At 38.1% G+C, this 13371-nt stretch carries 9 protein-coding genes, 1 tRNA gene and 1 CRISPR repeat array; of the genes, 3 read left to right on the top strand and 7 right to left on the bottom strand.

Features of this window, described 5'->3' with window-relative positions:
- Positions 1-7: 7 nt before the first annotated feature.
- A CRISPR array of direct repeats spans positions 8-3515; the repeat unit is 28 nt; unit sequence TTTCTAAATCATCTAAGCGATGACGAAC.
- Positions 3516-3612: 97 nt separating this feature from the next.
- The 6 genes from cas1f to F959_RS16415 all read right to left on the bottom strand — a co-directional run bounded on the left by cas1f (position 3613) and on the right by F959_RS16415 (position 8686).
- Positions 3613-4566, bottom strand: coding sequence for a type I-F CRISPR-associated endonuclease Cas1f (gene cas1f / locus F959_RS01980; protein ID WP_004877066.1), 954 nt, complete (start codon positions 4564-4566; stop codon positions 3613-3615).
- A gap of 9 nt (positions 4567-4575) precedes the next feature.
- Positions 4576-5187 (bottom strand): type I-F CRISPR-associated endoribonuclease Cas6/Csy4, encoded by a 612-nt coding sequence (gene cas6f, locus F959_RS01975; protein ID WP_004877065.1) that lies wholly within the window; start codon positions 5185-5187, stop codon positions 4576-4578.
- A 2-nt stretch (positions 5188-5189) separates the two neighbouring features.
- The gene (gene csy3, locus F959_RS01970) at positions 5190-6251 is read right to left on the bottom strand and encodes a type I-F CRISPR-associated protein Csy3 (RefSeq protein WP_004877064.1); all 1062 of its coding nucleotides are present in this window, start codon (positions 6249-6251) and stop codon (positions 5190-5192) included.
- Positions 6252-6275: 24 nt separating this feature from the next.
- A complete protein-coding gene (gene csy2, locus F959_RS01965) occupies positions 6276-7163 on the bottom strand; it encodes a type I-F CRISPR-associated protein Csy2 (protein WP_004877063.1) in 888 nt (295 codons plus the stop codon).
- Entirely contained in the window at positions 7160-8326 is a 1167-nt protein-coding gene (locus F959_RS01960; protein ID WP_004877062.1) for a hypothetical protein, read from the bottom strand. Before F959_RS01960 ends, csy2 begins: the two co-directional genes overlap by 4 nt.
- Positions 8327-8467: 141 nt before the next feature.
- Positions 8468-8686, bottom strand: a complete 219-nt coding sequence (locus F959_RS16415) for a hypothetical protein (protein WP_004877061.1) — start codon at positions 8684-8686, stop codon at positions 8468-8470.
- 580 nt (positions 8687-9266) lie between these two features.
- Between F959_RS16415 and F959_RS01955 the strand changes: the two genes are divergently transcribed.
- The 3 genes from F959_RS01955 to cas3f all read left to right on the top strand — a co-directional run bounded on the left by F959_RS01955 (position 9267) and on the right by cas3f (position 13235).
- Entirely contained in the window at positions 9267-9446 is a 180-nt protein-coding gene (locus F959_RS01955) for a hypothetical protein (RefSeq protein ID WP_004877060.1), read from the top strand.
- On the top strand, positions 9443-9829 hold the full coding sequence (locus F959_RS01950) for a type II toxin-antitoxin system death-on-curing family toxin (RefSeq protein WP_004877059.1): 387 nt from the start codon (positions 9443-9445) through the stop codon (positions 9827-9829). Before F959_RS01955 ends, F959_RS01950 begins: the two co-directional genes overlap by 4 nt.
- 142 nt (positions 9830-9971) lie before the next feature.
- Positions 9972-13235 carry a type I-F CRISPR-associated helicase Cas3f gene (cas3f, locus tag F959_RS01945; RefSeq protein ID WP_004877058.1) on the top strand — a complete coding sequence of 1088 codons (3264 nt, stop codon included), beginning with the start codon at positions 9972-9974 and terminating at the stop codon, positions 13233-13235.
- A 4-nt stretch (positions 13236-13239) separates the two neighbouring features.
- Here the strand turns inward: cas3f and F959_RS01940 are convergent.
- Positions 13240-13315: transfer RNA gene (locus F959_RS01940), tRNA-Arg, on the bottom strand.
- Between the last annotated feature and the right edge of the window lie 56 nt (positions 13316-13371).

The raw sequence follows: 13371 nt of genomic DNA, 5'->3' as shown, positions 1-13371 counted from the left end.
CCTTTCATTTCTAAATCATCTAAGCGATGACGAACCATAGCTCGGTTTCTACTGTGTTTTAGCATATTTTCTAAATCATCTAAGCGATGACGAACGTCTCATTTTTAAATCACAGAAGTTCGACCGTTTTCTAAATCATCTAAGCGATGACGAACCTGTAGTGGATAATCTTGATCATTCGCTTGATTTTCTAAATCATCTAAGCGATGACGAACTCTTCTTATCGATATAGTCCTGAGCTGGGGAATTTCTAAATCATCTAAGCGATGACGAACATAAATAATTGTTACGCTAATTCAATCGGATATTTCTAAATCATCTAAGCGATGACGAACTAAATTCGATGTTTATAACAAAAAATGATATATTTCTAAATCATCTAAGCGATGACGAACTAAAGTAACTACGTTTATGATGTTTTGCATCATTTCTAAATCATCTAAGCGATGACGAACTGTAGTTTTCATCATGATCATGCTCTTGCTTATTTCTAAATCATCTAAGCGATGACGAACAGACCGAATTGTCCGCGTAGGTCTTGGATCGCTTTCTAAATCATCTAAGCGATGACGAACACATTTTTATATGATAAATCACTCAATCGAGTTTTCTAAATCATCTAAGCGATGACGAACATACATAAACCATATTCTTGCCTTCATACTCTTTTCTAAATCATCTAAGCGATGACGAACTGTTCGCAATGTACTGCTTAATAAGAGAAAAATTTCTAAATCATCTAAGCGATGACGAACCCATGTTTGTTTTTATGGACTGGTACAGTGATTTTCTAAATCATCTAAGCGATGACGAACTAAAACTCTTGATTCAGAAAGTCAGTCATAACTTTCTAAATCATCTAAGCGATGACGAACTATTAGGTGTGGTATCACCATTGGCATCGTTGTTTCTAAATCATCTAAGCGATGACGAACAGATTAAGGCTTCGCCTGCAAAACTTCTTCAATTTCTAAATCATCTAAGCGATGACGAACATCGTATAAAAAATGCTCCCCCAACTGATGACTTTCTAAATCATCTAAGCGATGACGAACGTGGTGAGGGTTATGTATCGGGTTCTTTCAATTTTCTAAATCATCTAAGCGATGACGAACAAACTAAACGCCATGGGTGGCGTGTTTAGCGATTTCTAAATCATCTAAGCGATGACGAACTCATAGCTGAACTCGATGAACATCGTCATAAGTTTCTAAATCATCTAAGCGATGACGAACAGAGGTAAGTTTTTAGAAGAAGCTCAGGTAGTTTTCTAAATCATCTAAGCGATGACGAACTTTACCTGTACCAGTACTTCCTGCCATTACAATTTCTAAATCATCTAAGCGATGACGAACTAATTTCAATAATTTTGGCTGTGCTTGCAATATTTCTAAATCATCTAAGCGATGACGAACAAGTTTTTAGTAAGTCATCTTTAGAGAATGCATTTCTAAATCATCTAAGCGATGACGAACGTAATAAGCCTTTAGCGAATTTCTGTAATTCATTTCTAAATCATCTAAGCGATGACGAACTGGATGGCTGTATTGGGTGGTATCTGTGCATTTTTCTAAATCATCTAAGCGATGACGAACGATTGATCTTATCTAATTTCTTCTCAACTCTTTTTCTAAATCATCTAAGCGATGACGAACATTGAAAGGCCTTTGACTAATCCAGATTTAATTTTCTAAATCATCTAAGCGATGACGAACAACAACAAGTAAAGTTCCTGAACTTGGGCATTTTTCTAAATCATCTAAGCGATGACGAACTTAAACCCCATCTATTAGTAATGCCCCAGTAGTTTCTAAATCATCTAAGCGATGACGAACCTGATAAAGCAATATTTGCATCTGTTGTTGATTTTCTAAATCATCTAAGCGATGACGAACTTTTTAACGTGGGAGCAAAGATATATATCAGCTTTCTAAATCATCTAAGCGATGACGAACCGTTGCATCCAAACCAAGCTTTCGAAATGCCTTTTCTAAATCATCTAAGCGATGACGAACCAAGCGATTGCAGAAGAATTCAGAAAAACTGATTTCTAAATCATCTAAGCGATGACGAACGCTAAAGAGTTCAATTGCCCAGTGATTGCTTTTTTCTAAATCATCTAAGCGATGACGAACGAGCCATTATTTCAGCAAGTTGCAGATGTAGCTTTCTAAATCATCTAAGCGATGACGAACTATATAACTCAGTTGCAGCAATTCCTTATGTCTTTCTAAATCATCTAAGCGATGACGAACAGTCTATGAACTTAACTGGTATGGCTCATGATTTTCTAAATCATCTAAGCGATGACGAACATTTTGGATCAGGATCACCCTTGGCAGATTTCTTTCTAAATCATCTAAGCGATGACGAACGTTTATTTGCAGCCTTTTTCACTTCTTCATAATTTCTAAATCATCTAAGCGATGACGAACTTCTTCGATGGTGCAGCCACCGATTCCGTTGATTTCTAAATCATCTAAGCGATGACGAACAGTCTATGAACTTAACTGGTATGGCTCATGATTTTCTAAATCATCTAAGCGATGACGAACACTACGAAAGCATTGGAGGTGAGCATGTTTAATTTCTAAATCATCTAAGCGATGACGAACTCTACTAAATCTGCATGATCATCATTGTCGTTTTTCTAAATCATCTAAGCGATGACGAACCATCTCTATTCTCAACAGCTGTAAACCCTGCTTTTCTAAATCATCTAAGCGATGACGAACTATAACAACATGCTTTCTGATGCTCAAGTAAATTTCTAAATCATCTAAGCGATGACGAACGGAAGTGGCTCACACAATTCGCTGATCATGTCTTTCTAAATCATCTAAGCGATGACGAACGAGTAATCCAACAGCGCCTGCTGACTGATCAATTTCTAAATCATCTAAGCGATGACGAACGAATTAAAGGCGTGGAAGTGGTTAGGGATTGATTTCTAAATCATCTAAGCGATGACGAACAGTGTCATCCGTACGGGCAACTTGATGATTAATTTCTAAATCATCTAAGCGATGACGAACTGTTCTAGATGCACTTCCAACAACTCGCTCATTTTCTAAATCATCTAAGCGATGACGAACCCGTACAAATTAGCCCTACTGCCCACTCTTGCTTTCTAAATCATCTAAGCGATGACGAACTCTGTATTAGCTACAGCAGGTCGAGGGGCTTTTTTCTAAATCATCTAAGCGATGACGAACTGTTTGTTCAACCTGCCCAAGTGATCTATCGATTTCTAAATCATCTAAGCGATGACGAACTTAACCACCCATCATTAAAATCATCGTTCAAATTTCTAAATCATCTAAGCGATGACGAACGAGTCATTCAATCCTGCTGCATTGGCTTCGATTTTCTAAATCATCTAAGCGATGACGAACACCATTGTCCGTCCGACGATTCGGGGTATGTATTTCTAAATCATCTAAGCGATGACGAACTATTCATGATCGTGGTGTCGAATTGATAGTAGTTTCTAAATCATCTAAGCGATGACGAACTAGAGTTAAGTAAGCACAAAACCCCTAAAATCAATTATATAAGCTTTTAATGAATGAAAATACTTCAAAAAGAAGTTGTGTTTGTAATATTATGATTTTATTTGATTTTAGAGCATAGCTCAGAAATAAAGCCAAACATATAATCTAACAGATCACTATCTTGGCAAGTTTCAATCAATTGCATACGAAAGTCTTTTTGATTTTGTCCTTTCGCAGCACAAGAAAAAGCAAGTGGCATGACAAAAGCATCTTTAACCAAATCAGCAATATCAAATACCAAGCCACCACGGCGAGTTTTACCGTGTAAGATAGGTAAGGCAAAACTAATTCCCATACCATTTAGGGCAACGGCTGAATATCCATAAGCAATATAATTACCATGATCCAGATAATTATTGGCTATATCTGTAATGGTATCGTGGGAATTTTTACCCTCATCGCGAGTGAAATTAAACTTAAAACCTTTTGCCAACTCTTTATATAACGCTTTTGCCCATCGACCCTCAGCGGCTAATAATTCTTGTTGATTGGTTGCTTGATCAATATCCTGTTTAAAGGTATTTAACGCATTTTCATTGATATAAATACCATGCTGAATCAGATCAATATTCTTTTTCCAAGTATCAGAGACTAAGGCGATACGCTCCAATAATAATATTTTTGCCATGAGTAAACGGGCATCATCTTCTAGCCATGCTTTCATCCAAATTTGCATATACTCAGTTGGACGATATTCACTTTGAGGTGCCAGAAAGGTTAAATCTAAAGCAGAAAATAGGGGAGAGCCACCTGAGCCACAGAATCCAACCATAACATTGGATTCTGCTAAACGTCGAGCGGCTGCATCCGTGATCGAACTGCCTTTACCCAATAAAAGAAAAGCCGTGTTTTTCTCAGGAATATTATAAAAATACTCAACAGGCTGTAAGCTATTGGTTAAATATACAACTCTATCATCTTTTAAAACGACTTGTACTTTCTCTAAATAGAATACACAAGCTCGCTTTGAAAGCATTAACGGTTTGCTGCGTTCCTGACGAAGTTGGCTCATTTTATTTCCCTAAAATACTGGCAATGCAAAAGGACTTTCTTTACGAGCCAGCCCATAACTATCAGGTAAACCATGTCCTGCATTTTCACTATCTTGAATATCAATAATGACGGTAAATCCTTGCCCTGTACTTTGACTCATGACTTGAAAAAATGGTTTGTCTTTTGCTGTTTTTAAACGTCTATCGCGCAAAGGCTCATTTTGATCAGAAAGTTGGGTACGTTCTGCTTTTTGAGTCGGTATACGAAAACGTCGATAACTTTTCCAACCTGATATTTTGGCTATAGGCACTGCAATCGCTGTCCCGAGAACAGTGTAATCTCGAATTTTCCAGTGTCCTTTAATGGCTTCAATCAGTTGTTCTAACTCATCTTGTTGTTCTGCAAAAATACGCAAAATATCAAAATTAGGTTTAGCGGTACGACCATGCTTTTTTTCAAATTGTTCTTGTTTTGCTTTTAACTTATCCGACATTTCCACCGCCAACGCATAATGCGCTGGCAGTTTGCGAAATGCACCATGAATCACGGTATAAATCTGATTACGAATATGACCCAGTTTTAAATCCGTATCATCTGAAGATTCCAGTACACGGACATCAAGGTAGAAATGAGCATCCATGATTATTCACCTTCAGAGTAAACGCCACCACGAATGAGACAAGCAATCAGGAACATACCTTTTTCACTGTTTGGATCAAGCTCATCTACTTCTTTTAAAATATCAAATGCAGATACTTTATCTTTACCAACGCGATAGAAAATCTGTCCCTCTAAATTCGCGCCGTTTGGTTCAACTGCAATTGGTTTTTTATCGTTTTCCTCAAATTGTGGATACCAAGTATCAATGGTGCGTAGAGCATTACCAATTTTTTGGTCGCGCAACGCAGCTTGCCCTAAATATTGATTATCATTGGCTTTGTGATCAGGCTTTTTAGGCGTGAGCTGGTAGAGAGAGCGAGAAAATCCTTTGGGTTTATCTTCTAAATAATTTTGAGATGGGAAAACTTCAACACCGCCCATACCAAAATCAACAATCGCTTCAATGTGTAAAGCTGCATTGGTTGATTCGCCAGTAATGCCTTTCAGTAAAATATCCGCCAATTTTTGTTCTTGTTCCGATGGATTTTCAAAACTCTTTAGGTGATAAGAGAGCGCATCAAAACTAAAATTCTCAGGGTGGTCTTGAGCAGTCACTTGAATATCAATACTTTCAGCGACGATGCGATTACGCCATAACCAACGACCATTCACAATATTGCGGATATAACGGCGGATTACTTCTTTCAAACCATCACTTTGTTTGGCACGATCTACAAAACTTAAAAATGCTTGGCGGAAATTATATTCTTCACTTTTATCGGCACCTGCCTTTGATGCACTGGCAAAGAGCACGTAGCTTAAATCAATAAAACGAAAATCCCATTTCACTAGAAGCTTAGCATTCGGTTGTAATTTTGCAGATTCAGTCAGTTGAATATTGGTGACTTCACGAGCAAGGGAGTTACCTGTTGCTGCGCCTTTTTCTTTATTACCAGCGACATTCTGAGTACCTCGAATCCCGTGATACATTACGTGCAAAGCTTCTTGTCTACCATCGTCAAATAAGTTGAAAAATGCCCCATCACTCACGACTGTGCCACGTTGTAGGGAAAGACTGCCCGGTAATTTTTTAAAAATTGTCATGTGAAAAATCCTTATATTTAAAGTTTAATTTGCATTGGTACAGTTTTGTTGTAAAAGGAAAATGTCATCTTGTGGCCATTGATAAGTCCACAAAAGTTGTTCTAATTCATGCCATGATGAATCGTCAGCTTCAGCAGATTTTCGTAAAATTTCTCCTAGAGAAAAATATTGCACAATTCCTGTTAATGGCTCGGCATAGGCGTGTGCTGTACTGTGCTGATCTTGAGCTTGGCGAATCCCTGCACGCTGATCGGTTGCTGTTTCAAGCAAGGCATAACCTAAATTGGTTGCAGAAATCCAACTTAAACTTTGATCGTTAAAAAATGTTCTCAGTGGATCAGACTTCAATGCTAAAAGTTGGGTAAATGCCTGAATTCGATTGATCTGATTACGTTGTTGATACTCAATCAACAAGTCTTGTCGATCCAAAATCACAAAGCCTGTTTTTATCTCTTTTAAAGCTGTTTCCAGTTCATTTTCATTGTGTGTACTGATTTCGGAAAACTCGATAATTTGTCCACCTGCAAAACGACTACGTTTTAAAAGATGGGTCAGTTTCTCAGGACTCAATCGAGAACTGGCAAACTTAATGATTAGACTAAATTCTAAATGACAGGAAGCAGTTGGCTGTAAAGACAATGCATATTTATTTTTAGAGGAATAATCCTTTTTACCAATAAATACCGCACCACGTCGTTGGGCAGGTGTGAACTTTCCATATGCCTGACCGCCTAAACGTTGTTGGTCATGGTGAATATATATGATGCCTTGGTCTTGTGTGCCTAACTGTCTGGCCAAATGATGAGCAAACATATTGGCAGCCATGAGTGGCACACCACCCAGTAAAAAGCCATTACTTTGCATATTGGCATTTTGCACCCGAATACGAGGAATAACCGCATAACGACTCATCGAATGATCTCCCGTAAACGTCGGGCAATATATCCCTCTGCATTGTGATCTAAACTAATGGCGACCTCTTCACTTTCTGTTTCGATCATAATGGTTTCATGGGTAATTCTTTTAGCAAGATGATCGGCAAACTTGGTTTTCCAAAGATCATCGCGCAGCTCAGGATCAATGAGCCCTTGAATTATAAGTGGCTGGCTTGGATGCACCCAAAAGGATGGACGCTCTATTTCATCCATACTTGGCAATATGGCTTCTGCTTCTTGCAAAATATTCTTTTGAAAAAAGCCTTGTTTTAATACATCTTGAGCAATAATTTTCAGAAACTTAAGCTCTTGCTCGCGGATTTCCATGTTGGTAGAAGGGGAAAAAATTTCTAATTCATGCCAGTTCTGAATGACATTATTAGCCGTAATTAAAAGCTGTCGATTTAAAATACTTGCCCATTCTGTTAATGCCGCTCCTGCATTTTTTCTTGCACTCACAAATTTCACTTTACGTAGAATACGGTAAGTAAAACCGTTATAGAAAATGGCTAAAGCTTGACGGATTTTTTCACTGGCTTGTGGTGAGCTGAGGGTAATCGGACGTTGCATGGCTCGAACTAGACTTCCGACATTTTGTGGGTTTGCACCACCTATACCAAAAACTGCAGTCTGAATCCCATTAAATTCACTGTCTTTTTCTTTACGCGCAATATTAATGGTATCAATTTCCTGATTTATCAGATAATTCACACCTGCAGCAGTGAGTGGGCTGATTGAAATATATTCACCATTTTTAGGAATTAAAAGTTGGCGCATACGAATATCAATATCTTCTATGCCTGCTTGATAAGGTGCGTTAAAAATAGGCTGAATATATGGTTTCAGTTGTTCAACTTGTTGTCGAAACTCAGCCTCTTCTAAACTGATGTCATCATTGAGCATCGCGGCTTTCACTACTTTAAAATACGAAGCAGTCTTGCCTGCGTTAGCTTGATAGTCGGTTGGAATCAAAAAATTTTCATTGAGTAAAGTTCTGGCGCTGAGATAAGGTAAATCAAGTGCTTGCTGTTTATTTAAACGAATTCCGCCTTTTTCAATATTAGAATTAATCGTCTTAAATGAGAAATGTACCGATTCTTCTAACGCATTTATATAAACATCATTTTTTGGTTCGGACATTCTATTCTCCGTTTTTATTGTCTGGTCTATTTTTAACAGGTTGTTTAGAAAAATAAAGTAATAATGATCATTATTGCGACATGAAATGTCGCATAAATATTTTTTCTAAACTTATGGATTTGCATCGTTAATTCAAGAAGATTAACTTGTATGACAGGAATTACAACAGTAGTAGCAACCGTTGATTCTTGCTTTAGGCCAATTTCTTTTCGCTAATGAAATAGCTCCAGAGCAATGTGTGTGTTCACCTAAATCAATTCTATTTTGAGTTTGAGGCATAAATGAACAACCAGTGGTGAGGTTGTGAACCTCATGATCACCATTTGTTTGTTGATTCTTATTAATAATAAATTTAGACATATATTACCCCCTCACACTTGATGAATTGTTGAGAAGCTAACAAAACTCGCAACATGAAGTTGCGTAGAAATAGATATATAGGCTGTGCTATCATTGAGATAGTCCTCCGGAGTAATTAGACGCTGTGGAAATGGACCTAAGGCAGGTATGAAGTTTGGTCACAGAATACCTGCTTTTTTTGTGTCCATTCGATAATAAAACTATAGATGTAATAAAACCTTGTCAATATTTAATATAAATTTTTCTATCAAAATATCCTAAGTATTAAGGGTTATTTTTTGAGTTGCTGTTTTTTTGGAAAATATTTCTGTCTAAATTTGATATCATGGATAGGAGGCAGCATCTCAGCGCATATAGGAGGTTTAGAAAAGAATCGGAAGGGTTCTAATAGTAGTATTATGTTCTTTGCTACTATAGGATAACTCAGAAAATACCGATTATTCTAATCATGTAGCGTTTATAGTTCACTGCCGCATAGGTGGTTGAGAAATTAATACTTAGTATTGGTTGATATGTGACTTTTACCATCGCTTAGATGGCTTAGAGATGTTTGGAATAGATTGTCCCAAGAGGAATAAGAATGATCAAACGATTAAAAGATTTTAATGTTGAAAATCATAAAACACGTTCAGCTCGGGCTGGGCAAGTCGTATCGATTCAGTTTGAAAATAATGAAGCAACTAAGCGTATGGTTATGCACAGTGCTAAACGTGTTATTCGTCAACATAAAGAAGAAATACAAGAGCTTGCTTATAAATGAGTATGATTAATTCAACCTTTGTAATTGCTGTTCATAACGAGATTCTTCGTCAGACAGGTGTGGGGCGAGAAGGGTGCCATATTGAAAAATTAGAGAGCGTGTTGGGACGTATTGATCAGCAAATTTATTATAATGATGTGAATGACTTGTTTGAAATAGCAGCATGGTATGGTATTGCTTTAGCCAAAGGTCATGCTTTTGTGGATGGTAACAAGCGTACAGGACTAGCTGTAATGCTGACTTTTTTAGAGATTCAAGGAGTGTCTATTCATGAGAGTACAGGCTTAGATGATCTAATGGTTGATATTGTTGAGAGTCAGGAGCAACATGAAGATTTAGCTAAAATTGTTTCTGATTTCTTATATGAACTGTCTGAAATATAATAAAGTTACAGATTCAACTTTGTTGAGATAAAAAATACGACGCAAAATGTCGTTTTGATAACTATTAAGTAATTTCTTATCTTTCCCTGTCTAAAACAACCCACTATATTGTTAATACTTAAAAATTTAACAACTATAAACTATGCACGTTATTTTCATTTCCGCTTGCGAAAAAAGAGCTTTAAAAAAGACTAGAGCGATTTTAGATAGCTATGCTATCCGTACAGGACATACTTCTTGGCATGCGCCAATGACAGAAGCAGCTTTAAAAGAAATCAAAAGTGCATTAAATAAAGTCGCAACTCGGCAAACCGCAGTAGCTGCCTATCGAAATTTTGGTATGCGACGGATGAAACTGGCTTGGGTGGTAGGAGCTAAACAAAAGTTTGCTTTAGATGGCGCCTATCCAATTGCTTCGACCAAGAAACATCAAAAGCGATTGATGCTAGAAAACTGGGTCAAAGCTAGTAGCTTATTGGCAGGTGCAGCAGGGGATATGCATGATATTGGCAAGGCATCAGTGCATTTTCAACAAAAACTCAGCCCCGAAATGGCAGGACAACGCATCAAAGATGATGTCCGCCACGAATGGCTCTCTATGAAGCTGTTACAACAACTCAGAAAAAATAATTGGAATTGGCAATTTGCTTGGAACAATTTAAATAGGGGAATTGAGAAATTTACTTTGGGCGATCGTGAAATTAATCATGACTCAGAATATGGTATCTCCAACCAGTTTGAAGCGGTTGATTACCTTGTAGTTACCCATCATGGCTTATTGGGTATTGAACCTGATGGGGATCATCCTCCTTTCAATGCATTACCGCATTATGAAAATCATGTTCGAGCGCTAAATCCTCACGTCAATCAATTAAAATGTGCAGGGGATTTGCCAAATTCTATCTTTAGTAGTCATCAAAAACGCATGCAGCGTTTAATGGCACTGCTGCCTGAGCAGCCTGTTTCCAAGCCAGAGGATCAACGACTTTATTGGAAAGCATTGGTACTACATTCACGAGCTGCCTTGATCCATGCCGATCATATTGTTTCTGCTCAGCAGTTTTCAGCAGTAAAACCTGAAAATTTCACATTGTTTGCCAATACAAAATTTAAAGAGATAGAGAAAGACAAAAAGGAAAAAATACAAGATCAACCTTTAGAATGGCATTTACACCAAGTCGGTGATCGAGCCTCTCGTATCGCTGTTCAGATGATGACTGATTTGAATTTATCAGGACTATCTGAGCAAACGGTCGATTATATCTGCCAGCCAACAACTCACCCACGTTTCCAGTGGCAGAACATTGCGGCGAATGCATTACAAAAACAGATTCAGAAAATGCCAGACACACCCGCTTTAATTTTGAATATTGCAGGTACTGGCAGCGGGAAAACCCGTATGAATTTACGAGCGGCTTGTACCTTAAGACCTGATGATCCGCGTATTAGTATTGCATTAAATTTACGCTCTTTAACCTTGCAAACAGGCCATGCCTTGCAATCTTCGATGAGTCTTTCTGATGAGGAAATCGCTGTTGTTATTGGTGATACTGTCACACAAAATTTATTTAATGCTGCTAAATTAACTGCCTATATAGATGAAGATGAAAATCGGATTGAGCCTATTTTTGATGCCTTTGGGGATGAGTGTGGTTTACCTGATTGGCTCAATCCCTTATTTAGCATTGAACAAAAAGGTCGAAAAGTTCCAGACCAAAAGAGCATGACTGTACTGGCATCACCCTTATTGGTCTCAACCGTTGATTATTTAATTGCTGCTGGTGAGCCACATCGGCAAGGTCATCATGTCAAAGCCTTACTCCGTGTGATCAGTAGTGATTTGATATTAGATGAAATTGATGGCTATGAACCCAAAGCCCTGATAGCCGTGCTGCGTTTGGTGCAATTGGCTGCGATGTACGGGCGTAATGTGATTTGTTCATCTGCAACTTTATCAATGACAGTCGCTAAAACGATTCATCGAGCATTTGAGTCAGGTATACAAATGCGCTCTGCTTTATATGGAAAACAACAAAAATCAATCATTGCTGTGATTGATAATGAACTTAAACCGCAAATTTGGTTAGATTGTTCAGATCAGCCATCTGATTTCAATACCAAATATCAGCAGCATCTTGATGCCTTGCAAACCCATTTAATGGAAAAGCCAACTTATCGTTTGGCACAGCTTATTTCCTTCACGGATACTTCGGTATTGGGTTGGAAACAGGCGGTATTGGCAGCAGCCCAAACATTGCATCATGATCATGCTTGGGATTTTAGTCAAACAGGAAAACAAATTTCATTTGGCTTGATTCGGGTTGCTAATATCAAGCATGCGATTGGACTGGCCCAGTTTCTATCTGAGTATTGGTCGGAGGCAAAAGTGGCTTGCTACCATGCCAATGATTGGTTGATTTCTCGTTTTTATAAAGAGCAGCGTTTGGATCAGCTTTTAACTCGACATAAAGATGGCAAAAAAAGAAAAACGGGTAATGAACAGATTTTAAAAGATACTGAGGTGGTAGAGCTTGCTAAACACAGTTCTGCGAGTTCCGTACCTTTTATCGTTATAGCAACGCCAGTCGAAGAGGTGGGACGAGACCATGATTTTGATTGGGCGGTGATTGATGCTTCGAGCGTACAATCTATTGTGCAAACCGCAGGGCGGGTCAATCGACATCGTTTAGATAAAATTAAGCAGCCTAATGTGATGATTCCACAATGGAATTATCGTTATTGCCAAGATAGAGATAGGGAACGCCACAAAAAACAGGGGATTCGAAGAACGAGTGCTTTTATCTATCCAGGATATGAAGGCTATAGTTCATCACCAAATATTATAAATACCTATAAAACACAAAACTTGTCGGAATTACTGCCATGGGATCAAAATCAGCAACTGGTGATTAACGCTCGATTGCGGTTTGATCAACAGAACTGCTTGTTTGCGCAATTAGACGATCAAGAGATTCAGAAGTTTTGTCAAAATTATTTTTATGATCAGGGGGAGCAAATGTTTTCTCGTCCTGATGTTGATGCCTGTGTTATGACGGAACACATCTATAATCAAACATCTTTACGAGAACGGAATTACCAAGAAATTTATAAGTTTAAATGGGATGATGGTTTGGTTGTAGAAAAACAGGTGTATGGTCTTGATGTCAAAGCAAGTCAATATGCCAACTACAGTAAGTATGGGTTAGTGTGGGACCGAATCAAATTTGATGAGCGAGCTGCGACAGCACAAGCATGGTTGGCGCTGACACCACAACAAATGCTGGATTATTGCCATGAATATAAAATTTCTGAGGAGCAAGGTTGTCGAGTTTCTTTGACACTATATAACAGCGAAAATCCACCAACTTGGTATTATGACTATGGCTTTGGTATTTCTAAAGCCTAAATCATGGTGCGCTCAGCGGGACTCGAACCCACGTCGGTCGCTTAGGAGGCAACTGCTCTATCCAGTTAAGCTATGAGCGCATAATTTAATGATTATAAACAAAAAAGTGACTACCTTAGCAATCACTTTTTTAATA

The sequence above is a fragment of the Acinetobacter venetianus RAG-1 = CIP 110063 genome, assembly GCF_000368585.1.
Classification (GTDB): Bacteria; Pseudomonadota; Gammaproteobacteria; order Pseudomonadales; family Moraxellaceae; genus Acinetobacter; species Acinetobacter venetianus.
Note: the sequence above shows the minus strand (reverse complement) of the source record. Positions and strands in the feature narration are given on the sequence as shown.

Bases quoted from the DNA above. Each gene is read 5' to 3' on its own strand.
- cas3f (WP_004877058.1), top strand. From the start codon at position 9,972: ATGCACGTTATTTTCATTTCCGCTTGCGAAAAAAGAGCTTTAAAAAAG.
- F959_RS01960 (WP_004877062.1), bottom strand. From the start codon at position 8,326: ATGTCCGAACCAAAAAATGATGTTTATATAAATGCGTTAGAAGAATCG.
- csy3 (WP_004877064.1), bottom strand. From the start codon at position 6,251: ATGACAATTTTTAAAAAATTACCGGGCAGTCTTTCCCTACAACGTGGC.
- F959_RS16415 (WP_004877061.1), bottom strand. From the start codon at position 8,686: ATGTCTAAATTTATTATTAATAAGAATCAACAAACAAATGGTGATCAT.
- cas1f (WP_004877066.1), bottom strand. From the start codon at position 4,566: ATGAGCCAACTTCGTCAGGAACGCAGCAAACCGTTAATGCTTTCAAAG.
- F959_RS01950 (WP_004877059.1), top strand. From the start codon at position 9,443: ATGAGTATGATTAATTCAACCTTTGTAATTGCTGTTCATAACGAGATT.
- cas6f (WP_004877065.1), bottom strand. From the start codon at position 5,187: ATGGATGCTCATTTCTACCTTGATGTCCGTGTACTGGAATCTTCAGAT.
- F959_RS01955 (WP_004877060.1), top strand. From the start codon at position 9,267: ATGATCAAACGATTAAAAGATTTTAATGTTGAAAATCATAAAACACGT.
- csy2 (WP_004877063.1), bottom strand. From the start codon at position 7,163: ATGAGTCGTTATGCGGTTATTCCTCGTATTCGGGTGCAAAATGCCAAT.